The 21,084-nt window shown below is 40.2% G+C and carries 27 protein-coding genes; 16 read left to right on the top strand and 11 right to left on the bottom strand.

The genetic code is table 11. The features are described from left to right. Window positions 1-144 precede the first annotated feature (144 nt). The 4 genes from PHC76_RS10470 to PHC76_RS10455 all read right to left on the bottom strand — a co-directional run bounded on the left by PHC76_RS10470 (window position 145) and on the right by PHC76_RS10455 (window position 4,282). Window positions 145-1,527 carry a hypothetical protein gene (locus tag PHC76_RS10470; protein WP_299971606.1) on the bottom strand — a complete coding sequence of 461 codons (1,383 nt, stop codon included), beginning with the start codon at window positions 1,525-1,527 and terminating at the stop codon, window positions 145-147. Further along, entirely contained in the window at window positions 1,524-2,639 is a 1,116-nt protein-coding gene (gene trmA / locus PHC76_RS10465; protein WP_300210042.1) for a tRNA (uridine(54)-C5)-methyltransferase TrmA, read from the bottom strand. The genes PHC76_RS10470 and trmA overlap by 4 nt, the downstream gene beginning before the upstream one ends. 9 nt (window positions 2,640-2,648) lie before the next feature. After that, window positions 2,649-3,374, bottom strand: coding sequence for a flagellar type III secretion system pore protein FliP (gene fliP / locus PHC76_RS10460; RefSeq protein WP_299975107.1), 726 nt, complete (start codon window positions 3,372-3,374; stop codon window positions 2,649-2,651). Between the two features lie 74 nt (window positions 3,375-3,448). Next, window positions 3,449-4,282: an aldo/keto reductase gene (locus PHC76_RS10455; protein WP_299975104.1), complete on the bottom strand. Its 834-nt coding sequence runs from the start codon at window positions 4,280-4,282 to the stop codon at window positions 3,449-3,451. 81 nt (window positions 4,283-4,363) lie between these two features. Between PHC76_RS10455 and glmU the strand changes: the two genes are divergently transcribed. The 7 genes from glmU to htpG all read left to right on the top strand — a co-directional run bounded on the left by glmU (window position 4,364) and on the right by htpG (window position 12,097). Then, on the top strand, window positions 4,364-5,668 hold the full coding sequence (gene glmU / locus PHC76_RS10450; RefSeq protein ID WP_299975101.1) for a bifunctional UDP-N-acetylglucosamine diphosphorylase/glucosamine-1-phosphate N-acetyltransferase GlmU: 1,305 nt from the start codon (window positions 4,364-4,366) through the stop codon (window positions 5,666-5,668). Then, complete coding sequence (gene coaBC, locus PHC76_RS10445) at window positions 5,668-6,945, top strand: bifunctional phosphopantothenoylcysteine decarboxylase/phosphopantothenate--cysteine ligase CoaBC (protein WP_299975098.1); 1,278 nt, start codon at window positions 5,668-5,670, stop codon at window positions 6,943-6,945. The genes glmU and coaBC overlap by 1 nt, the downstream gene beginning before the upstream one ends. Further along, entirely contained in the window at window positions 6,942-7,622 is a 681-nt protein-coding gene (locus tag PHC76_RS10440; protein ID WP_300210041.1) for a di-trans,poly-cis-decaprenylcistransferase, read from the top strand. Before coaBC ends, PHC76_RS10440 begins: the two co-directional genes overlap by 4 nt. Then, on the top strand, window positions 7,622-8,374 hold the full coding sequence (locus PHC76_RS10435) for an A24 family peptidase (RefSeq protein ID WP_299975092.1): 753 nt from the start codon (window positions 7,622-7,624) through the stop codon (window positions 8,372-8,374). The genes PHC76_RS10440 and PHC76_RS10435 overlap by 1 nt, the downstream gene beginning before the upstream one ends. After that, on the top strand, window positions 8,367-9,392 hold the full coding sequence (locus PHC76_RS10430; RefSeq protein WP_299975089.1) for an LptF/LptG family permease: 1,026 nt from the start codon (window positions 8,367-8,369) through the stop codon (window positions 9,390-9,392). Before PHC76_RS10435 ends, PHC76_RS10430 begins: the two co-directional genes overlap by 8 nt. Further along, the gene (gene truA, locus PHC76_RS10425) at window positions 9,389-10,117 is read left to right on the top strand and encodes a tRNA pseudouridine(38-40) synthase TruA (protein ID WP_299975086.1); all 729 of its coding nucleotides are present in this window, start codon (window positions 9,389-9,391) and stop codon (window positions 10,115-10,117) included. Before PHC76_RS10430 ends, truA begins: the two co-directional genes overlap by 4 nt. A gap of 99 nt (window positions 10,118-10,216) precedes the next feature. Next, window positions 10,217-12,097, top strand: a complete 1,881-nt coding sequence (htpG, locus tag PHC76_RS10420) for a molecular chaperone HtpG (protein WP_299975083.1) — start codon at window positions 10,217-10,219, stop codon at window positions 12,095-12,097. A gap of 113 nt (window positions 12,098-12,210) precedes the next feature. On the opposite strand, the gene PHC76_RS10415 is transcribed toward htpG, so the two are convergent. The 4 genes from PHC76_RS10415 to PHC76_RS10400 form a co-directional block, all read right to left on the bottom strand. Next, window positions 12,211-12,756 carry a hypothetical protein gene (locus PHC76_RS10415; protein WP_300210039.1) on the bottom strand — a complete coding sequence of 182 codons (546 nt, stop codon included), beginning with the start codon at window positions 12,754-12,756 and terminating at the stop codon, window positions 12,211-12,213. A 336-nt stretch (window positions 12,757-13,092) separates the two neighbouring features. Beyond that, a complete protein-coding gene (locus PHC76_RS10410; RefSeq protein ID WP_299974485.1) occupies window positions 13,093-13,338 on the bottom strand; it encodes a hypothetical protein in 246 nt (81 codons plus the stop codon). Between the two features lie 58 nt (window positions 13,339-13,396). Further along, window positions 13,397-13,777, bottom strand: a complete 381-nt coding sequence (locus PHC76_RS10405; protein ID WP_299974488.1) for a hypothetical protein — start codon at window positions 13,775-13,777, stop codon at window positions 13,397-13,399. A 48-nt stretch (window positions 13,778-13,825) separates the two neighbouring features. Continuing rightward, window positions 13,826-14,215, bottom strand: coding sequence for a 4Fe-4S dicluster domain-containing protein (locus tag PHC76_RS10400; protein WP_299974490.1), 390 nt, complete (start codon window positions 14,213-14,215; stop codon window positions 13,826-13,828). Window positions 14,216-14,406: 191 nt separating this feature from the next. Here PHC76_RS10400 and PHC76_RS10395 point away from each other — a divergent pair, with 191 nt between their 5' ends. The 3 genes from PHC76_RS10395 (at window position 14,407) to PHC76_RS10385 (ending at window position 15,904) form a co-directional block, all read left to right on the top strand. After that, window positions 14,407-14,562, top strand: coding sequence for a hypothetical protein (locus PHC76_RS10395; RefSeq protein WP_299974493.1), 156 nt, complete (start codon window positions 14,407-14,409; stop codon window positions 14,560-14,562). Between the two features lie 107 nt (window positions 14,563-14,669). Continuing rightward, on the top strand, window positions 14,670-15,317 hold the full coding sequence (locus tag PHC76_RS10390; protein WP_299974496.1) for a hypothetical protein: 648 nt from the start codon (window positions 14,670-14,672) through the stop codon (window positions 15,315-15,317). Between the two features lie 83 nt (window positions 15,318-15,400). After that, window positions 15,401-15,904, top strand: a complete 504-nt coding sequence (locus PHC76_RS10385) for a DUF2059 domain-containing protein (RefSeq protein ID WP_299974498.1) — start codon at window positions 15,401-15,403, stop codon at window positions 15,902-15,904. A 65-nt stretch (window positions 15,905-15,969) separates the two neighbouring features. On the opposite strand, the gene PHC76_RS10380 is transcribed toward PHC76_RS10385, so the two are convergent. Continuing rightward, complete coding sequence (locus PHC76_RS10380) at window positions 15,970-16,200, bottom strand: hypothetical protein (RefSeq protein WP_299974501.1); 231 nt, start codon at window positions 16,198-16,200, stop codon at window positions 15,970-15,972. A gap of 469 nt (window positions 16,201-16,669) precedes the next feature. Here PHC76_RS10380 and PHC76_RS10375 point away from each other — a divergent pair, with 469 nt between their 5' ends. The 4 genes from PHC76_RS10375 (at window position 16,670) to PHC76_RS10360 (ending at window position 19,086) form a co-directional block, all read left to right on the top strand. Beyond that, the gene (locus PHC76_RS10375) at window positions 16,670-17,023 is read left to right on the top strand and encodes a 4-fold beta flower protein (protein ID WP_299974503.1); all 354 of its coding nucleotides are present in this window, start codon (window positions 16,670-16,672) and stop codon (window positions 17,021-17,023) included. 85 nt (window positions 17,024-17,108) lie between these two features. Further along, complete coding sequence (locus tag PHC76_RS10370) at window positions 17,109-17,990, top strand: DUF1566 domain-containing protein (protein WP_299974506.1); 882 nt, start codon at window positions 17,109-17,111, stop codon at window positions 17,988-17,990. Window positions 17,991-17,999: 9 nt separating this feature from the next. Next, window positions 18,000-18,830, top strand: coding sequence for a DNA/RNA non-specific endonuclease (locus PHC76_RS10365; RefSeq protein WP_299974509.1), 831 nt, complete (start codon window positions 18,000-18,002; stop codon window positions 18,828-18,830). Between the two features lie 19 nt (window positions 18,831-18,849). Next, window positions 18,850-19,086 carry a hypothetical protein gene (locus PHC76_RS10360; RefSeq protein ID WP_299974511.1) on the top strand — a complete coding sequence of 79 codons (237 nt, stop codon included), beginning with the start codon at window positions 18,850-18,852 and terminating at the stop codon, window positions 19,084-19,086. On the opposite strand, the gene PHC76_RS10355 is transcribed toward PHC76_RS10360, so the two are convergent. Both PHC76_RS10355 and PHC76_RS10350 read right to left on the bottom strand, forming a co-directional pair. Then, window positions 19,083-19,550, bottom strand: a complete 468-nt coding sequence (locus tag PHC76_RS10355; protein ID WP_299974514.1) for a heme-binding domain-containing protein — start codon at window positions 19,548-19,550, stop codon at window positions 19,083-19,085. The two genes, PHC76_RS10360 and PHC76_RS10355, sit on opposite strands and share 4 nt — an antisense overlap. Before the next feature lie 68 nt (window positions 19,551-19,618). Then, the gene (locus tag PHC76_RS10350; protein WP_299974516.1) at window positions 19,619-20,314 is read right to left on the bottom strand and encodes a hypothetical protein; all 696 of its coding nucleotides are present in this window, start codon (window positions 20,312-20,314) and stop codon (window positions 19,619-19,621) included. A gap of 303 nt (window positions 20,315-20,617) precedes the next feature. Between PHC76_RS10350 and PHC76_RS10345 the strand changes: the two genes are divergently transcribed. Continuing rightward, the gene (locus tag PHC76_RS10345; protein ID WP_299974519.1) at window positions 20,618-20,782 is read left to right on the top strand and encodes a hypothetical protein; all 165 of its coding nucleotides are present in this window, start codon (window positions 20,618-20,620) and stop codon (window positions 20,780-20,782) included. A 130-nt stretch (window positions 20,783-20,912) separates the two neighbouring features. Further along, window positions 20,913-21,074, top strand: coding sequence for a hypothetical protein (locus tag PHC76_RS10340; RefSeq protein WP_299974522.1), 162 nt, complete (start codon window positions 20,913-20,915; stop codon window positions 21,072-21,074). Window positions 21,075-21,084: the final 10 nt, after the last annotated feature.

The raw sequence follows: 21,084 nt of genomic DNA, 5'->3' as shown, positions 1-21,084 counted from the left end.
CAACGAGGACGTTGGGAACAAGGGGAAAAATCACCATCTATTTTTATTTGTTAAAAGATGATAATGATTTATAGCTTTAGAGGGGATAAAATTGATGTATGCATTCCCAACGAGGACGTTGGGAACGAGTAATGGGTTTTAAAGCTATCGTTTGATAACGTCACTCTCTTTTACCCACAACTCTTCATCCGCTCTCGTCCACACACGATTCACAAAGTACCCCGTAATCTTTACCCAGCCATTATTTGCTGTGCCTGAGGTAAATGAACGTCCTGACTCCCACATATCGATTTTTGTTCCGTTAATAGCGTTATAAATACCGGCATTAGTTGCCATACGATAAGCGGATGGGGTACTTCGCTTTACAGTAGAAGATGATGTTTTTACTGCCGAAGAGACAGCTTCTTTAGAAACCACAGGCGGTTGTTGCGGTTGCGGTTTAGCAACAGGGGTTTGATGAGCAAGCAAACGTTCACGTTCCAAAGCTAACTTATCAATTTGGCGTTGTCTCTCATCCTCCAAACCTTTTACAGGGGATTGTGGTTTTGATGGAAGCGGTATTTGTGGAGTAATTGCCTGCGCATGAATAACAGTTTTTGTTTTGGGGTTAAATACACCCCCCTCTTCATCGGTAACTATTTTTCCGTTAACTTTGAGTTTATCAATAGTTTTAGGTTTTGGGGAGAGTTGTTCCACTTTGGCAACAGGTTTTTCTACAGGTTTTAGCTTATCAATATTTTTAGGTTTTTCGATCGGTTTCTCTTTATAAACTACTTTCTCTACAATTTTCTCTTGAGGGCGATCTTTATAGACTACTTTTTCAACCACTTTGGGTTTCTCAATCGGCTTGTCTTTATACACCACTTTTTCAACAATACGATCTTTATACACCACTTTCTCGACTATTTTTTCTTTGAGCGGTGATTTAGAAGATGCTTTGAGATTGGCAATCGTTGCGTGTGCCGATTCGAGTTCACGTTGCAACTGGTTAAGTTTTTCAGTGTATTCACCTGTTTTAGTTACAATTTTTTCGGTAACTACAGGACGATCTTTGTAGACGATTTTTTCCACAATCTTTTCCGTTGTCACGGGATGGTCTTTATAGACGACTTTAGCTGTTCCAGCTTGTTTGAGAGCTTTTTGCGCTTCGGCAAGCTCTGTTTTGGCAGTAACTAAAGAGCGTTTAAGCATTTCGCGCTCTTGAAAAGAGACTTTATCGCTATGGAGCTGTGAGATTAGATTTTTATTTTTCTCAGTGGTTTCACGCAAGGCACGATCACGTGCCGTAAGGGTTTGTTCTAAACTTTTGATAACTCCATTTTTTTGGGACAATTCTAGTTCAAGTGACTTATTTTTTTTACTGTACTCTTGGAGTGTTTTAGAGTTACCGTTCCCACTCTCCAATGATGTTCGGCACTCTTCATATTTTTGACGTAGTTTAGTCACTTCCCCCAAAATAGCTTGGGGATCGTTTGTCGTTGCACACAACAAACTTGCAGTACACAATGAAAGCAATAGTATTCTCATAAATGCCCCTTACGAGTCAATTTGACCCCCATTTCCAAATGGTGGGTATAGGGAAATTGATCAAACAGTGCCATCGCTGTTACCTCATGTGTTTGGCTTAGAAGTTCTAAATCGCGCAACAGTGTTTCGGGATTACAGGAAATGTAGAGGAGATGATCGAACCGCGCGGCAAAGGCACACGGTTCTTCTCCCAAACCTGCGCGAGGTGGATCGACGAAAAGGGTTTTTAAGTGATAATCGGCAACTTTTAATCCCTCTAGCCGACGAAATTCGCGTGTTCCATCGAGTGCTTGAGTAAACTCTTCGGCAGATAGGCGAACAAAATCGATATTACTTACCCCATTGAGTTCCATATTCCGTTTTGCGGCACTAATCGAGGCTTTGGAAATTTCTGTTGCCAAAACGCGATCAAATTTTGTAGCAAAGGGGATAGTAAAATTCCCTGCACCGCAATAAAGTTCAAGCAAATCTCCCCCAACACCTTCTAGCTGCTCCATCGACCATGAAATCATCTTTTCATTAACGAGTGCATTAGGCTGAGTAAAACTGTTTTCGATGTGGATATAACGGTAATCTCGTCCAAAAATATGCAAAGTCTCGGTGACGTAATCTTGGGTCAATACAATCTTTTGTTTACGGCTTCGTCCGATGATAAATATACCTAATTTGGATTCGATTTCACGAGCACTCACACTCCATGACTCATCCAGTGCTTTGTGATAAATCAGTGTAGCCAACACTTCACCGCTACTACTGGTGAGAAAATCAATCCCGAAAAGTTTATGAGCAATACCGGCTGAGCGAATAGATTCCAGTAATGGTTGCATAACACGGGCAATATTCTCATGGACGATGGAACATGAGGAGATTTTCACTACCCCTTGCTTATCAGCACGATTCATCGCATAAAACGACCCCTCATCATCATGATAGACTTTAAACTCGGCGCGAGAGCGATAATGCTCCTCTTTGGACTCAAATATACCAATTTTACCACTGAAATAAGGGGAAAAATGTTCTTCTATTTCTTCTGTTTTAGAGCTCAGTTGTCCATGATACCCTGATTCATAAATCCTACAACTGCCACAAATACCGAAATAATCGCATTGCATGCTTACTCCTTATTTGACACTGGCAATCAAGTTACCGATGAGGAGATTCCACCCATCAACCATGATAAAAACCAGTATCTTAAACGGCATCGAGATCATGACAGGAGGCAACATCATCATCCCCATCGACATGAGGATAGAGGCTACAACCATATCGATGACAAGAAACGGTAAAAAGAGTAAAAACCCGATTTCAAACGCTGTTTTGAGTTCACTAATGACAAAAGCGGGGATAACAATCGTCAACGGAACTTCTTTAATCGATTGGGGATTTTCCATATGACGAATCCGTAAAAAGAGGGCTAAATCTTTTTCACGTGTATTGCGCACCATGAAATTTTTAAACGGATCGGTGGTTTTAGTGAACGCTTCATCGTAGCTGATTTTATTTTCGCTGTAAGGTTTTATCCCCTCATCATACGCTTTCGTCGCTACTGGTTCCATCACAAAAACGGTAAGGATAAGTGCGAGCATAACGAGTAACTGTGTCGGAGGGACTTGTTGTGTCCCTAATGCTTGACGTAAAAAACCAAAAACAATGACAAAACGGGTAAAAGTAGTCATGACCAGCACCAAACTCGGTGCGAGGAAAAGAATCGTGAGCATCAACAATACGTTGAGTGAACTCACCATTTGTTGCGGTGTATCGGGAGCTCCAAGATTAAAACTCATCGCCGGAACGGGTGAATTAGCCCCCCAAAGAAGCAATGGAAATAAAAAAAAGATAACTGCTATACGGCCCAAATAACGCTCCCGAAATTAAAGAGTAGATAATAGCACACACTTACTCTAATTCTAATTTAAAGGTGTTATAAAAGCGATGTAATCGTTTCTACCTCATCATCGCTCAATGTAAAATCAAAAATACGTAAATCTTCGTTTATATGATGTTGAGAGGTTGAACCAATCAATGGGACGATGTTACATTGATGGAGATATCGATACCATATCTGTGCAGGGGTTTGGCTATATTTTTCTCCTAAAGTGATGATAATCTCATTTCTCAAAATATGTGGGTTCGCCGTCAAACTCCAAAAACTCTGATAGCGTATCCCCATCTCATTGCACCATTCACGAAGTTCTTTGTCATAATCGGATTCTTGATAAAAACGGTTTTGTACCACAGAAGGTTTGATCGTCGCATCCCTATAGAGTCGTTGCAACAGCTCAAGATCATAACAGTTGCTAATCCCAATTTGCCCCACTCCACCATGAGATACACTCTCTTCCATCGCGTTCCATACACGGATAAGTTGCGAATAGGGAAAAAGTGGAGAGTGTAAAACCAATGAATTGATAAACTCTACTCCCAGATTATCCAAAGAGCGTTGATACGATTGTACCACCTGAATCTCTAACTCTGCACGAGGATCATAGGGGATACGTTGTGGATCTTGACCACTAAGAGGGGTGAATTTTGTTTGGATAAAAAGTTCATTGCGAGAGAATCCCTGTTCAAATAATCTGCGCAACGCCTCCCCGACTCCCGCTTCATTGTAGTGCTTGGGCTGACAAGCGGTATCAATCCCGCGAAACCCGCTTTTTACCGCCATTTCGACAAGATCGGCAGTTCTCTCTTCTTTCCATGCTGTCCCATACATCAGAGGCGGCATAGAGATATTTTGGTGTGCTTCTATACTCATTACTTTTTACCCTTACTATAAACCTAAGATGATTGTAGTGAAAATCTGCTAAAATAAGAAATCTATTTTTTTGGAGCATGCATGTCTTATTCTCTCTCTATTGTCATTTTAGCCGCCGGTAAGGGATCTCGGATGAAATCACCGAAAGCTAAAGTACTCCATGAGATTTGTGGACGTGAGATGCTCTACTACAGTATCAAGGCCGCACGAGAGATCACCGATGATGTCATCGTCGTCGTCGCCCACCAAAAAGAAGCTGTCACTGCGGCTATGGAAAAGCATTTCGCAGGATTGATATTTGTTACCCAAGATGCCGAAAACTTCCCCGGAACAGGGGGAGCGATGATGGGGGTCAAACCTCGCTATGAGGATGTTTTGGTTCTAAACGGTGACATGCCTTTAGTTGCGCGCACCTCTATCGAAAAATTCCTCGCCAATCCAGCCGACATCGTAATGTCCGTTATCCCCCTCGATAATCCATCAGGATATGGGCGTGTCGTCATCGAAAACAACCAAGTATTGCGTATTGTCGAAGAGAAAGATGCTTCGGAGAGCGAAAAAGCGATCAACACCGTCAATGCGGGGGTTTATGCGTTCAAACATCACGTACTGCAAACCTATATCCCCCGTCTTTCAAACGCCAATGCCCAAGGGGAATACTACCTCACCGACGTCATTGAGATGGCGCGAAATGACGGTCTATCCATTGCACCTCTCTATGTCGAAGAGGTAGAGTTTAAGGGAGTCAATTCCAAAAACGATCTCACACAAGCCGAGATGATTATGATGGATCGGCTCCGCCGCACGTGGATGGATGCGGGAGTTATTATGCAGTTGCCTGAGACGATCTATCTCGAAGAGGGGGTGAAATTCGAGGGTGAATGTATCGTCGAAAACGGTGTCCGTCTTTGCGGAGAGACCCTCATCTCTAACTCCCATATCAAAGCCCACAGTGTAATCGAAGAGTCCATCGTCAAGAATTCCGACGTAGGGCCATTGGCACATCTTCGACCTTTGAGCGTTTTAGAAAACACCCATATCGGGAATTTCGTCGAGGTTAAAAAATCAACCCTCACAGGAGTCAAAGCGGGACATTTGAGCTATCTGGGTGATGCGACTATCGATGAGGGGACCAACATCGGTGCGGGGACGATTACCTGCAACTACGATGGAGTCAAAAAATACCAAACCATCATCGGTAAAAATGTCTTCGTCGGAAGCGATACCCAACTCGTAGCACCTGTTGAGATAGCCGATAACGTCATGATCGCCGCAGGAACCACCGTCACAGCGGGGAAATATGAGAGTGATATCCTCATCCTCAGCCGTACCCCGATCCGTAAAGTAGCCGGATTTTTCACCAAATTTTTCGGCAAAGGGAAATGATGAATATCCCTTCCAACCTTTTGGCAGGTAAAAAAATTCTCCTTGGTGTGACAGGCTCTATTGCAGCGTACAAATCGCTCGAACTCCTCCGCCTCTACATCAAAGCAGGAGCAGAGGTGCATGTAGTGATGAGCCCTGCGGCTAAAAAGTTTGTCCAACCGCTCAGTTTTGAAGCACTGAGTCGAAATCGTGTACTGGACGACACAAACGAATCGTGGGCAGGAGATGATTTTAACCATATCCAACTCTCCCAAAACGCTGATATTATGGTTATCGCCCCCGCGACCGCCAATACCATCGCCAAACTCGCCAACGGCATCGCCGATACCATCCTCACCCAATGTGCCCTCGCATTTTCAGGTGTAAAATTACTCGCCCCCTCAGCCAACACCAATATGATCCATAATCCGATGATCCAAGCATCCATGAAAATGCTCGCTATCGCTAATTATGAGATACTCAACACCCAGACCAAAGAGTTAGCGTGTCAAGTAGTCGGGGATGGTGCGATGGCAGAACCGATAGATATATTTTTTGAGACGGCAAAAATATTACTCAAAGAGCCATTTTGGGAAGATCGGCGCGTTGTGGTTACCGGTGGCGGAACACGAGAAAAAATCGATGAAGTGCGTTATATCTCTAACTTCTCTTCGGGAAAAATGGCAAAAGCTATTGCTCTCTCACTCTATCTCAAAGGTGCCGATGTCTGCTACATCACAACCAAAGGTAACGATGGACTCCCAAAAAGTATCTACACGATAGAAGTAGACGATGCCAAGGAGATGTTAGAATATACCCAAGATGCCCTCCGCGTTGCTAAAAAAGGGAAACTCTCTAAACCTTCACTCAACACCACCGAATCGATTCAACTCATACAAAAACGCCCCTTTTTGTTTATGGTTGCCGCCGTTGCGGATTTTACCCCCGCATTCCCGCAACAAGGGAAGCTCAAAAAATCGATGTTAGGGGAAAAGTGGCAAGTTGAGCTCAAACAAACATCAGATATTTTAAGTACACTTACCAAAGATCGAGAGGGTGTTACCACCATAGCCTTTAAAGCGGAGATGGATAGTCAAGAGGGGCTAAACAATGCCAAAGCACTTCTAATGACAAAAGAGGTCGATGCGGTGTGTTACAACCTTCTCGAAGATGCAAAAAGTTTTGGCGGAGACAAAAATAGCATTACGTTCATCACCAAAGAGGATGAAATTGATTTGGGTCGCCACAACAAATTTGACCTTGCCGAAAAAATAGTACAACAAGCCGAATCCTTATGAGTAATCAACCGCGCCATATCGCAATCATTATGGATGGAAACGGACGATGGGCAGAAGCTCAGGGGAAAAACCGTAGTGCAGGACATGAGAAGGGATCTGAAACCGTACGCACCATTACCACCTATTGTGCGGCACATCCTGAGATCACCCATCTCACCCTCTATGCTTTTAGCACCGAAAATTGGAAACGCCCGAAGCTTGAAGTTGAGTTTTTAATGAAACTGTTGGAAAAATATCTCAAAAAAGAGCTTCCAACCTATCTCGACAACAACATCCGTTTTCACCCTATCGGTGATTTATCTGTTTTTTCACCTTCATTGCACCAAACCATCGAATCGGTGCGTGAAGAAACCGAAGGGTGCACCGGATTAGTCCAAAATCTCGCTCTCAATTACGGAGGACGCGATGAGATACTCCGTGCGGTTCACACACTACAAACATCGAATGAATCGATTACGATAGAGTCACTCACAGCACATCTTGATTGTGAAATAGATGTCGATTTACTTATCCGAACAGGAGGAGATCACCGCATCTCCAACTTTTTGTTGTGGCAATCAGCCTATGCGGAACTCTTTTTCACCGATACACTGTGGCCTGAGTTTACGAGTGACGAACTCGGTCAAATTATCTCGCAATTTAAAAAAATTGAACGTCGTTTTGGAGGAGTGAACTAATGGAATGGTTATTTATTTTTATCTTGGGTGCCGCTATCGGCTCGTTTATGAATGTATTGATTGTCCGTACACCACGTGATGAGAGTGTATCTTTTCCCGCTTCACACTGTATGAGCTGTAATACTCCTCTTCGAGCTTGGCACAATGTACCTATCCTCTCATGGCTCTTTTTACGGGGGAAATGTGGGTTTTGCGGTGAGAAAATTTCTGTACAATACCCTATCGTTGAAACTTTGGCAGGACTTATCTTTATTTTTACCGCACTCAAATTGGGAGTTACTTTCCAAGCGTTTGGTATTGCGCTGGTTTTTACCCTCTTACTCTCCCTCTCGGTGATCGATTTTTACTACAAAATGGTACCTGATAGTCTCAATCTCTCAGCATTAACATTTGCAATATTGAGTGCAACTTCTCTCGGACAAGTGGGCTATAACTTTACCAATGCCCTCCTCTTTGCCGGTGGATTTACATTGCTCCGTTTTTACCTCTCCTACGCTATTAAAAAAGAGGCGATGGGAGAAGCCGATATCATGATTGCCGCTACCATGGGGGCTATCTTAGGGGTAAAACTTGCCCTTGTAGCTATCTTTCTCTCCGCCCTTTTAGCATTACCTGCATTACTACTTACCCAAAACAAAGAGGATGAAAATTCTCAACAACTCCCATTTATTCCGTTTCTAGCGATGGCAACGTGGATTGTCCTGATGTTTGATACCTATGTAACAGCTTATTTAGTAGGTTTATATGGGTAAATTACGCGGCTATATCTACTCCCATCTCAACGTTTTATTTTTCTCGATCTTTATCCCGTTGTTCGTGATTGCATCGGTTATTTTTTTAATCAAATTAGCCACCTATACCGCAATTATCCAGCTTACACTCGGTGAAATGGGGAAACTATACCTATTTGTACTCCCTGAATTGTTGTTTTACACGCTCCCTATCTCATTTATTATCGCAGCAATCCTTACCCTCTATCGCCTCTCGAATGACAATGAGATGGTGGTAGTTTTTTCGTTGGGTATCTCTCCTACTTTTTTGATTCGGATACTTGCTATCCCCTCACTATTATTAAGTATCCTATTGCTAACCGATTTTATTGTTGTGACCCCTTATATTAAATCGATTTCCAAAAACTTTCTCGCTCAAAAAAAAGCAGAAGCTAAATTCAACCTCAGTGCATCCGAATTTGGACATAATTTTGGCGATTGGATGCTCTTTATCAACAAAAGCGACAATGCAGAACATAGCTATGGCGACATTGTATTATTTAACAAAAACTTAGATCAAGAAGTTCTCTTATTAGCCAGCAATGCCGAACTATCCAATAATCAGGGGCAACTGCAACTTCATCTAAAAAATGGAGAAGGGTATACCTACGATAATGAAATATATCGCCGTATGCAATATCAAACCTTAACCATCAACGATTCAATCACCAAAGATCAAGTCGCTTATACTAATACACAGGACTATTGGCTCGCCGCACCTATTGATCAAAAATTTCGAAATTCTCTACTCGTTACCAATAGCCTTCTAAGTTGTTTCCCTCTCCTCTCACTCTTTCTTATTGTCGCATTGGGAGTCGTCCATGCCCGTCACCAAAAACGGTGGATCTATTTATGGATTTTTGTCTCTATTGTGATTTTTTATACGGTAGCCATCACGGTACAAAAATGGCTTGCCTTTAATGCCATTTTTGTGGTTTCATTTTTGTGGCTAGTTGGTACCTATTTTATCTATAAACGTCTCGTAGGAAACCGCTTTTGAACCGTGCTAAAATCACCCTGAGTTATAACGGCTCGGCATTTATGGGTTCCCAACAACAACCCACTACTCATGAAACCGTTATCGGCACCCTCATCATCGCCCTCAAACGGCTTAAAATCAACTCCGCACCCAAAGGCTCAGGTCGTACCGATCGAGGTGTTCACGCCACACATCAAGTGATGCACATCGATCTCCCACTGTTTTGGAGTGACTTACAACGGCTACTGGAGATGCTCAACCTCCAACTCCCCGCTTCGATTCGCATTTTAAAAATCGAGTTTGTCGAGAATGATTTTCATGCGAGGTACAGTGCCAAACGTCGCGTCTACCGCTACATTATCAAAGAGGGGACGACTAACCCTTTCGAGGATAACTTCATCACGTTCGTTCCCCATGTGAACCGTGAACTCATTACCGATGCCATCAAATGTTTCGAAGGGACACACAGCTTTGAACTGTTCAAAAAAAGCGGTAACGATATGGATCACTTCACCCGTATCATCTACCACGCCTATGCCTACTCGCACAAAGGATACTTTGTCCTCGTTTTCGAGGGAAATGGATTTTTACGTTCCCAAATCCGTCTGATGGTCGGTTTTTTACTCCGTATCTCGGCGGGGAAAGCAACGAAAGAGCAGTTAATTGAGCAGTTAAACTGTGTCAAACGGTACTCTACCGATATCGCTCCGCACAACGGTTTGTATTTAACACATATTAAATACTAAACTTTAGTCATTAACACTAAACTTATTTGATAGCACTTGCATTATTAATACTATTTCGTTACAATCACAGTTCAAAATTTAACCTTTAAGGATAGTCATATGGCAAAACATCAGTTTCAGACTGAAGTCTCACAAATCTTGCATCTCATGATCCACTCTTTGTACTCGAACAAAGAGATTTTCGTCCGCGAGTTGGTTTCCAACAGCTCCGACGCACTCGATAAACTCAACATGCTCGTCCTCACCGACGAAGCCTACAAAGGGGTCAACTTCGCCCCTCGTATCGACATCATCATCGACAAAGAGGGCAAAACCCTCACGATCAGTGATACAGGTATCGGGATGAACGAAGCGGATCTCGTAGAGAACCTCGGAACCATCGCGAAATCAGGAACCAAAGCGTTCTTAGAGAAACTCTCAGGCGATCAGAAAAAAGATTCGAACCTTATCGGGCAGTTCGGTGTCGGTTTCTATGCGTCGTTTATGGTAGCCGATAAAGTCGAAGTTATCTCTCGTAAAGCGGGAGAAGAGCAAGCCTACAAATGGAGCTCAATGGCGGGGTCAGAATATGACCTAGAACCAGCAGAACGCGACAGTCACGGTACAACCATCATCATGCACCTCAAAGACGATGAGAGCGAGTTTTTAGAGACTCACCGTATCGATAGCATCGTTAAAAAATACTCCAACCACATCCCTTTCCCGATCTACATGGACAAAGAGGAGTGGGTAGCCCCAGCCGAGGGTGAGGAAAAAGGTCACAACGAACTTGTCAACAAACAAATCAACAAAGCCAACGCATTGTGGACGATCAGTAAATCAGAGATCACCGACGAAGAGTACAAAGATTTCTACTCCAGTATCGCTCATGATTCCAGCGAGCCGTTACTCTGGATGCACAATCGCGCGGAGGGTACATTAGAATACACCACCCTCTTCTACGTCCCCTCAAAAGCACCGATGGACTTGTACCGCGTCGATTACCAAAGCGGTATCAAACTCTACATCAACCGTGTCTTTATCACCGACGATGAAAAAGAGCTTATGCCGACTTACCTCCGCTTCCTACGCGGGGTGATCGACTCTGCCGACCTTCCATTGAACGTCAGCCGTGAAATCCTCCAAAGTAACCGCGTTATGGCAAAAATCAAAAACGCATCGGTTAAAAAAGTGTTGGGCGAACTCGCAAAAGTAGCTGAAAATGACGCTGATAAATACGACGCGTTCTACAAAGAGTTCGGAAACGTCCTCAAAGAGGGACTTTACAGCGACATGGGCAACCGTGAGCGTATCCTAGAGCTTCTCAAACTCAATACTTTAAACTCTGCCGAGCCGGTAATGTTTAGTAAATTCGTCGAGGGTGTCGATGCTGAGAAAAAAGAGATCTATTATATCTCTGCCAAAATGTCTCTCCAAATGCTCAAAAACTCCCCTGCCCTAGAGCGTTTCAAATCAAAAGGGATCGATGTCCTCGTCCTCAACGAAGAGATCGACACCATCGTATTCCCGATGGTAACCGAGTACAACGACTATAAATTCGTAAACGTCTCGGATGCAAAACTCGAAGAGTCTGAAGAGGAGAAAAAAGAGCACGAAGAGAAAGCTAAAGGGATGGAATCATTCGTTGGTCAGCTCCAAAACGCTTTGGGAGAGAACGTATCGAAAGTCGAAACGACGTTTGATCTCACCGATTCTGCGGTGTGCTTGAGAGTCGATAAAGAAGACCAAGGGTACATGATGGCGCAGATGATGAAACAGTTCGGGCAAATGGGCGGAGATTTCCCAGCTCCGAAACCGATCCTACAAATCAACCCGAACCATGAGTTGATTAAAAAACTTAGCGATTCAGCTGATATGAACCTCATCGACGATGCGGCGCATGTGTTGCTCGATCAAGCAAAACTTTATGAAGGTGAAACGTTAGCGGATACCGCAGGGTTTATTGCACGACTTAACCGTATTATGGCTAAGGCGCTGTAAGGTATCCCCTCTTCCCCGTCATTCCCGACTTGATCGGGAATCCAGCTTTAAAAATCACGAATATTTAAGATAAAATTATTTTTTTTCAGATAGAGCGTAAAAATATAGAATACCTATCCCTCATCAGCTAGTTTATATTGTTGTTTTAGCTTAGTAACCATTTCATTGCCTTTATCTATAGCTTCTACCCTAAATTTAAGACTATTTATTAGTTCAACAAATTTGTATGAAGAATAATCGAATACATCATGCCAAATGACTTTAAAATAAATCTCGTAAAGTATTCTGTCATTTGTGTCTTTTATCTCAATAAAGTCATAAAAAGGATAAACTAAACGAGCAGAGGGAGGATAAGAGGGTCCAAATTTTCTTTTACATTGTATATCTTTTATCTCTAACTTATATTGAGAATTAATAAGAATATGATCTTGAAAGACTTTAATTGTCTCGCACATTTCAACATCATTAAATACTTTTTTATCAAACGTTGATAAATAATACAGATAGCCAACTAACACTAAAAAAAATATAAAAATTTTATTAAAACTGGCGTCATCAATTATTGAAACAAGAAGAATGAGACTAACAGGGAGTCCATAAATCATTGATGAATAATATCTTGGAATATTTTTTGATTTTAAAGTTAATATCGCTTCCATAAACATACCTATATATTTTTACTTCAATTGAAATCTTTCCCTCGTTCCCAACGTCCTCGTTGGGAATGCAGACTAATGGTATACACTCCCAAACTGGAGCTTGGGAGCGAGAAAAATCGTATTATGCCTAAAGCACTGTGATCTCTCTATCATTCCACTTTTTCAATTTATTTTTATTTTTTTATACTTATTTTATTAATATTTCTACAATACACAGTTCCCTCGTTACTAATAATATACACTCCCAAGCTGGAGCTTAGGAGCGAGAAAAAGACAGAGCTCGTGATCGAAAAGATTTACGGCAGGATCAAAGAAATAAATAATATCTTTTTCAGATTACTTTGCCGATAACTGTAAACGGTACAGATAATTTTCCAAATTGAGAGAGTTTTTAATCTCTCTCTTCTCTAACATTTGGCGTGAAAGATCATCATTTTCAAGAATATCAAAGATATCATCAAGATTCACAATATGGTAATACCCACGAATGAACTCGATCAATAACTGAAAATTATCCATTCCTAGCTGGGATGATCGTTCTTGTTTATAAAATTTAAATTTATTCCAGTTAATTTGCTGCATTTCAAAAATCTTTATTCAATTTATTCAAATCATTATACAAAATCAATCCAAAAACTTCTCAACTTTTCCCTTCCCTCATAATTTCCTTCCCATCCAAATCCACAATCACCCTCCGTGCTTTGAGAAAAAAACGGTAGTAAATCAGATAGATAAATAGTCCAAAATAGGTCAAAGCCCCCAAACAGATAAATAGTACTCCGATATTAAAATGTTTTTTCTCTACAACAAGTCTGGAATCATCACGCTCGATACGGGTGTAACCGTTTTGATAAAACATCTCATCAATGCGATCCATTTTTTCATTCTCGGAGAAATCGGCATGGTTCATCTGGACACAATACTCTCTAAACATTTCAAGACTCTGTGCGTAATTTCGGCGATCCCAAAAATAGACGATAATCCCCAGCGGTAATACGAACAGCATGATTATTGTGCTCATTTGCTCTCCTATAATCGTCTCTGAAGATTATAACGTGAAAAGACACCCCTAATTATAAAGCTTCAACGTCTCCCCGACACTCACACGAGCTTCTCTTTGCTCCATGCTGATACTCTCACGCCACGGCATCGGACTCACTTCAGGAGACATCAGCCCTTTGCTCTTATGAACACGGATCACATACTCGCCACTGTTTACAAAATGGTCGTTATATTCAGCTGTATAAGGCATATCCCACACGATGCACCCCTCGGTCGGACACACATCGGCACATTTCGGTACGGCAGAGTCCACACACTCGATACATTTTTCAGGCTTAACGTAAGTGTATTCTCCACTGCTCAGCGGGGAATCATCAGCACTGACGATCGCGGTCGCAGGACATTCATCGATACACGCGTCACAATTTATACATAAGTCGGTAATCATAACAGCCATAAAATCCCCTAAAAATTAGTAATATTTTATGATATGCATAATATATTCATCCCTCTTTCCCACTCTCCTGAGTGGCAATGCAGACTATTTATATTTCAAATTCTTTCCTCCCACGTCTAGTTACAATATTTAACATTATATGTTATTTTAAATGATACAATAATCTAAATTCATTCGAAAAAAGGATCAACATGAAACGTACACTACTTATCGCTATCGCATTACTACTCTGCACAGGATGCTCGGCTACCTGGAAAGGGATGAAAGAAGATACCTCCAATGCAACAACATGGAGTAAAGGGGAAGTAAACAAAGGGGCAACATCCGTCAAAGCGAAAACGGAATAATCCCCCCTCATTCCCACGTTCTCTCTCACGTGGGAAATACCTCATGCACACTACAGCTCATTTAATCACCATCTAAACACGCTATAATTATTAAAAAGATAATTGAGATGGAAAAAATCATCATCGCTCTTGTTCTACTCAGTGTCGCACTTTTGATCTATAACTACTCTATCAAAACCTCCCGACTGAAATACCTCGAAACGTACCGTTTTCATCCAGCATTGCGTAAAAAAGTTCAAGCACGCTATCCCCATCTGAGTGATGACAATATCACTTTGGTTTTCGATACTCTGCGTGAATATTTTTTTATGACCCATCGTGCAGGTAAAACCATGGTCTCTATGCCCTCACAAGTTGTCGATGTCGCATGGCATGAGTTTATCCTCTTTACCCGTACATACAAAGAGTTTTGTGATCGCGGATTAGGACGTTTTTTGCACCATACACCGACCGAGGCGATGAAAACACCTACACTGGCACAAGAGGGGATAAAAAGGGCATGGAGGCTCGCCTGCACCAACGAAAAAATCGATCCTAAAAAACCCGATCGACTGCCGATGATATTTGGTATCGATGCGCTCCTTCTCATCTCCGATGGCTATCACTATGTTCTTGATTGCAACGATCCTGCTTCTCCCGCATACGGTGATGGTTATTGTACGAGTGATATCGGATGCAGTAGTGGTTGCGGAGGCGATTCAGGCAGTGATAGCGGTGATGGTGGCAGTTGTGGGGGTGGATGCGGAGGTGATTAAAAACAATATTTTATATATAAAACTATGTATTTTTGTTATAATGACACTCAAAATTTCCACACAATACCAACGGAGTTCCCATTATGTTTCACTTTAAACGTATCATCCTTTCTCTCTTGATCGTATCCGCAACCCTGATGGCAGCACCTGCCAGTGATAGTTCTATACAAGAGCTTTTAGAAGTTGCAGAAGCACGTAAACTCGTTGATACAATCAAAGAACAATCAGAGACGATGATTAATCGATCAATTCAGCAGATTCTTGTAGGTAAAAATCCTACTCCCAAACAAATGAAAGCAATTGAAAAGATGAAGAAAAACATGTTGATAGTTATGCAAGATGAAGTCTCATGGGAAAAGCTCGAACCAATGTACATCCGTCTCTACAAAGAGACCTTTAGCCAAGAAGAAATCGATGGGATAATCGTATTTTACAAAACACCTGCCGGAAAAGCACTCATCAACAAGATGCCTACTTTAATGCAAAAAACAATGATAGAAGTGCAAAAAGTAAGCTTGGAAATGATGCCTAAACTACAACAAGTACAACAGCAATTTCTAATTGATATGAAAGAAGCAAGTAAATAATTTTTACCCGTTTTTACTCATAAAGGCAAAAACGGATATACACGTGGATTCTGAGTCATAAACTCTTAAGCATTGTTAAATCGCATACCGATCAATGTACTGAAATGATCAATATTGATTACATTGGAGTTAAATGAAGTAATATCAAACTTTTCAATCTTATCAAAAGTATTTGAAACAACTTCATACGCACTATCCATCAACTCTTTCATATCATCTGCATCAATATAAAACTGATGATTATCATGACTGTTGGATAATGTCATTTCTATATATGCCATTGAATTGTTAAACATTGTCTCCCCTTTTCAAAGGATAATTTAGATGAAAGAAAAGAATGATTTTTCATCTAAATAGTATTTACATTCACCAAGCTTTAACACATCTTTTAATTGCTCTTCACTTTTATCATCATTCTCTGACACGATGGTCCCATTATATTATCCGTAACCGATACAGATATGTCTTCACCTGAGTCAATGTGATGCACATGCGTATAAAGAGCTATTCTCTTTACCTAAATACACATTCGATATTTATGTAAGTGTTAAAACAGATAAACAGTTTAAGACTTATATCCTTAAATAAATGTTATAAAGTCACATATCAGTCATATTAAATTGACTATTTATGACCATAATATGACTTTTATGGTATATTACACAAATCATTAGTGTTTAAAAATACTAATAAATATTTATCTATTTAAGAGAAATATACGATACAATTGATTCCCTGAAAATTATGATTAAAGGAGAAGCCCTAATGCAACCTATATTTAACCGCCATGGACGAACTATCGGATGGCTTGATAATGGGATCATCTATGACCGTACAAACAGTTACAGAGCATTTATTCGTGATAATCATATTTTTACCTACGATGCCAAACACCTCGGTATTATCTATAATGGAATTTTTCGTGATACACGAGGGCAGTATATAGCATTCATGGATGATGCATCCAGCGATCCGACGCTTCCGATACCAGAGATCACCCCTACTCCACCGATTCCTTCAATCCCACCGGCTATGCCGATTCCTCCGCAACCATCTAATATCTCTCTCGCTTTTTCACATTGGAATCCTTTAAAATGGGAAGATTTTTTAGACGGTTAATGGAGGAATAGATTTTAAAACTATATTTCTGCTAAAATTAATTCCCTAATATGTCAATTCTCATAACATCACAAAAGGGTTTAATATGAATTTCAAATATTTCTTATTCTCTATCATCGCAACATCTCTTTTTGCCCAAAGCACCCCTACTCTTTATTCTCTTTTAGGAGATAAGCTTTATGATGCAAACTCTAAATTTGAAACTTTTGCAGAGGATAAAACACTAGAACCAAAAATCACTCTTTATACTAGTAAAAGCGAATCGGTACTCCAACAAGGTTTATATATGGAAGCCAAAGAAACTATTACTTTGGAAGAAAAAGATGCATACCTCAAATCTTTACGTTCTCTTGAAAAAGAGTACGTTGAAATTATCCGTTTATTACAAGTCATGGTATTAAAAAGTATCCATAATAATGATTACAATACCTTTACTCATCTTGCAAAAAGTGATTTATCCGATATCTGGCTATCCTATAGTATCACCGATGAGGCTAAAATATTTTACGAAAACAACCAAGCAAAAGAGAGACTTCCTTTGCTTGAAAAATGGATATATCCTCAATTAACACCTAATAAAGTTGAAGCAGCCAAAATAGATGACATCACAGGTCTCTATATTGCAAAAGACTCACCCCAGCCTACAATCATGTGGCAAGATAACAACGATACAATAAGTATCAAAAAAAATTATAATAATGCAATAAATTATTGTAAAGAACTCACTTTAAACGGCTACAATGATTGGAATTTACCGGATAAAGAACTTCTATTTGCCCTCTTCTTTGGACAAACGGGTTTAAAAAATATTTCAAATACCCCCTATTGGACTTCATCTGAAAATGATGCTAATCAAGGGTGGCAAATATCTTTTGACTATTCAGGCGGTACAAGCCGTCAAAAAAATATGGCAGTTACCCATAAAGATGAACAGTTAAATGTACGATGCTATCGAAAAATTCGGTAAAATTCATCCATGAAATTATTTCTCACTTTAATTAGCCCTATTCTCCTCTCGTCCCTCTTATTTTCTGCCCCGACACAATGTGACGGACTCTATTACGGTAACGAAGCACCCGAGATTCTCAATACGAAACTGCAACCTAAAACCCAAGAGCTATGCTACAGTAGCTTTGCACTAATGCACTCAGGAATTTCTCGTACACCACTATGGAGTGCCGAACATCTCACAAAAGAGGGACTGCGTCATAAAAGCAAACGTAGCAACGATTTTCATCCTGATGATCAGTTGAATGCCGATGATCGCGCAGAGCTCATCGATTATGCCCGATCGGGATATGATCGCGGACACTTAGCACCCGCTGCCGATATGGGAAATAAACAAGCACAGCATGAATGTTTTACCCTCGCCAACATGGTTCCGCAAAACTCTGAAAATAACCGTGGCATATGGTCGGCGATAGAGGGTGCAACACGTCATCTAACCAACCAAAAAGGTGAACTATACGTTATCACAGGACCGATTTTTAGCGGTTCACAAGTGAAAAAGATTGGTGGAAGAGTTTTAGTACCCTCCAAACTTTATAAAGCGATCTATGATCCCTCAAGCAATCAAGGGGGAGCCTATCTCGTAAGTAATGCAGTGAGCAACGATTTTGAAGTAGTTAGTATTGCCGAAATTGAACAGATGAGCGGAATAAAACTTTTCCCTAAAATGAGCCAATCCGCTAAAAAGAGTGCAATGGATTTACCTGATCCACAAGATAGAAATGGCGGTTCATACAACAATCTTTCAAATAAAGATATAATTTATTTGATCGAAAAACTTTTGAAATGGATATTTTAAAATGCCCACACAATCTTTTATGGCATACGAAAATGAAGTTGATTCGTTCCAAATCGATAATCTCACGGTAGAAAATCGTCTGGATCGGATATCTCTGTACGGCTCTTTAGATATTACGAAAGACCTACACGGGCTTGAATCGGCATTGAAGCTCAAACGGATTATCGATGCTTCCATAGAAGCACTGAGACGAGATAAAAATTTACCCGATAAACTGGAGATAAAAACACCCGAAAGCGTTCAAAATCCATTTTAAATATTAAACTCTTTCACATCGCTGAGAGAGCCACCCAATGCTTTGATTTGTGCATCGAAAAATTCTTCAAGCAACTGTTTCTCTTCATGATTTAAAACAGCATTTTTATGCATCAAAAGATATTCGTGTTTCGGCATCAAATCATTACTTATCATCTGTTTCGCACGTTCTAAACGTTTTAATCTCATATTTGTGTCAATATTTGCCCAATTTGAGAAATCAAGAGCCTTACGCCCTTGGGTAATGTGATCCGACATAATCCATGAAACAGGGGCAATATTTTGATACCAAGGGTATTGCGTTTCACTCGAATGGCAATCATAACACGACGTTTTGAGTACACTCATAACTTTTGGATCACCATTGAGTGCAATCTTCTCATCGACGGCGGGATTTGTAAAATCGGGTCGGATAAATTGGATCGCGATTGCAAAACCAAGCACTACAATTACTACATTTTTCATTTTTCCACCTGTATGTCAAATCTTTACGTGGAATAATACCTACGAAAAGTAACCAATCACCCTCAACATCAAGGAATAATCTCTCTCACTTTATTACGTGCTTGTTGTGCACGTGCAGAATCACCCGCTTTTGCATAAATAATTGCGGCACGGTTAAGATAATCAATACTGTTTGTAGTTTTTATATCTAACATTTCAACAGCATTAGTAAAATCATTCTGGCTGACAAAACATTCGGCAATATCGATCGCGTGTGCGTGCTCAGCATGCGATTCAATACTGTAGTAACGTCCATATTTATAAAGATCATTCCGTGTATTACTCGCTTGTTTGTATTGGTCTACGGCACTAGAGCAATCCTCTTTGTTAAGAAAATTTTTTATATTATTGATTTCACTTTCGTATCGCTTTTCAACATCTTTAAATTTTTTATTTTGGATATCGGAGAGGACAAGAATAGCGATTAGAGCACCTAATGTTAATATGACTATTGCTATTAAAAGGATTGAAATATTTTTTTTTGATTTTACCGCTAATAATTTTTTACTTTTATTCTCTTCTTGAATTGTCGTATCATCCACACTATCATTAATAGTAATAGTGATAGCTTTTTCACCGTCATGCTCAAAATCAACATTAGCACCAAGTTTAATTTTTTGCGGATTTTTACAATCACCTATAAAAAAAGGATATTTATGTTCATTCTCATCTCGAACATGCCCACTTTTCATTTCACTGTTAAAATCTAATATTTTACCTTTCATGCTCGTGCAACCCCTTTCTAACAATTTTTTGCTAATATATTTCCTATTTACACATATTATAGCCGTGTTTAAATATATTTCAATACAATATTAAAATGAATTGTACAACATTAAGGATCACCCATTAAACCTACCAATACCCATAAAAAGTCTCTTCCAAAACGAGATTCTAAACATTCTCATCAAAATTTCGCTCGCAAAGCACCTCCCAAAAAAGAGAACATCGAAACAACTCAAAAAAATGAGATCAAAGCACTCTTTATAAACTGGTTTAAAGCGAGCCGTGCAGTTGAAGGTCATATCATGACCAAACAAGACGTCATTAATGCCGTTTTGAAAAAAATAGGTCCAAAACAAGATAAAGCGTTTACCAAAGCGATGGATGAACTAAAAAATGAGGGAATCATCGAGATAAAAGAGGATGGTGTAACTTTAATTTTAACCCAAAAAGGTGCTGAAGCATTTTAATAAGGGGAGTATTGAGATAAAAATTATTTTTGTTTTTATATATTCTTTTTAGCACTTTGGGTGTACTATATTTTCGATGTGTTTATTGCTCAAGAAACAGGCTACATAAAACTCACTAAAGGAGTTCATTATGCAAAAGTCACTAATACTAAAAAAATATGATGCACCCTATTCGTATGAAATAATACGAGATGGGTTGTTGGTTGGAACACTCGCAGGAATCTTAGAAGGGATAATTATTTATATACTGACAGACCTTTCGGGCGGTTTTGATATTGTCAAAATATATTAATTAAGATAAA

This window comes from Sulfuricurvum sp. (genome assembly GCF_028710345.1).
In the GTDB taxonomy this organism is placed as follows: domain Bacteria; phylum Campylobacterota; class Campylobacteria; order Campylobacterales; family Sulfurimonadaceae; genus Sulfuricurvum.
Note: the sequence above shows the minus strand (reverse complement) of the source record. Positions and strands in the feature narration are given on the sequence as shown.

Coding starts and splice junctions, on each gene's coding strand:
- PHC76_RS10470 (WP_299971606.1), bottom strand. CDS start 1,527: ATGAGAATACTATTGCTTTCATTGTGTACTGCAAGTTTGTTGTGTGCA.
- trmA (WP_300210042.1), bottom strand. CDS start 2,639: ATGCAATGCGATTATTTCGGTATTTGTGGCAGTTGTAGGATTTATGAA.
- PHC76_RS10455 (WP_299975104.1), bottom strand. CDS start 4,282: ATGAGTATAGAAGCACACCAAAATATCTCTATGCCGCCTCTGATGTAT.
- glmU (WP_299975101.1), top strand. CDS start 4,364: ATGTCTTATTCTCTCTCTATTGTCATTTTAGCCGCCGGTAAGGGATCT.
- coaBC (WP_299975098.1), top strand. CDS start 5,668: ATGAATATCCCTTCCAACCTTTTGGCAGGTAAAAAAATTCTCCTTGGT.
- PHC76_RS10440 (WP_300210041.1), top strand. CDS start 6,942: ATGAGTAATCAACCGCGCCATATCGCAATCATTATGGATGGAAACGGA.
- PHC76_RS10435 (WP_299975092.1), top strand. CDS start 7,622: ATGGAATGGTTATTTATTTTTATCTTGGGTGCCGCTATCGGCTCGTTT.
- PHC76_RS10430 (WP_299975089.1), top strand. CDS start 8,367: ATGGGTAAATTACGCGGCTATATCTACTCCCATCTCAACGTTTTATTT.
- htpG (WP_299975083.1), top strand. CDS start 10,217: ATGGCAAAACATCAGTTTCAGACTGAAGTCTCACAAATCTTGCATCTC.
- PHC76_RS10415 (WP_300210039.1), bottom strand. CDS start 12,756: ATGGAAGCGATATTAACTTTAAAATCAAAAAATATTCCAAGATATTAT.
- PHC76_RS10410 (WP_299974485.1), bottom strand. CDS start 13,338: ATGCAGCAAATTAACTGGAATAAATTTAAATTTTATAAACAAGAACGA.
- PHC76_RS10405 (WP_299974488.1), bottom strand. CDS start 13,777: ATGAGCACAATAATCATGCTGTTCGTATTACCGCTGGGGATTATCGTC.
- PHC76_RS10400 (WP_299974490.1), bottom strand. CDS start 14,215: ATGGCTGTTATGATTACCGACTTATGTATAAATTGTGACGCGTGTATC.
- PHC76_RS10395 (WP_299974493.1), top strand. CDS start 14,407: ATGAAACGTACACTACTTATCGCTATCGCATTACTACTCTGCACAGGA.
- PHC76_RS10390 (WP_299974496.1), top strand. CDS start 14,670: ATGGAAAAAATCATCATCGCTCTTGTTCTACTCAGTGTCGCACTTTTG.
- PHC76_RS10385 (WP_299974498.1), top strand. CDS start 15,401: ATGTTTCACTTTAAACGTATCATCCTTTCTCTCTTGATCGTATCCGCA.
- PHC76_RS10380 (WP_299974501.1), bottom strand. CDS start 16,200: ATGTTTAACAATTCAATGGCATATATAGAAATGACATTATCCAACAGT.
- PHC76_RS10375 (WP_299974503.1), top strand. CDS start 16,670: ATGCAACCTATATTTAACCGCCATGGACGAACTATCGGATGGCTTGAT.
- PHC76_RS10370 (WP_299974506.1), top strand. CDS start 17,109: ATGAATTTCAAATATTTCTTATTCTCTATCATCGCAACATCTCTTTTT.
- PHC76_RS10365 (WP_299974509.1), top strand. CDS start 18,000: ATGAAATTATTTCTCACTTTAATTAGCCCTATTCTCCTCTCGTCCCTC.
- PHC76_RS10360 (WP_299974511.1), top strand. CDS start 18,850: ATGGCATACGAAAATGAAGTTGATTCGTTCCAAATCGATAATCTCACG.
- PHC76_RS10355 (WP_299974514.1), bottom strand. CDS start 19,550: ATGAAAAATGTAGTAATTGTAGTGCTTGGTTTTGCAATCGCGATCCAA.
- PHC76_RS10350 (WP_299974516.1), bottom strand. CDS start 20,314: ATGAAAGGTAAAATATTAGATTTTAACAGTGAAATGAAAAGTGGGCAT.
- PHC76_RS10345 (WP_299974519.1), top strand. CDS start 20,618: ATGACCAAACAAGACGTCATTAATGCCGTTTTGAAAAAAATAGGTCCA.
- PHC76_RS10340 (WP_299974522.1), top strand. CDS start 20,913: ATGCAAAAGTCACTAATACTAAAAAAATATGATGCACCCTATTCGTAT.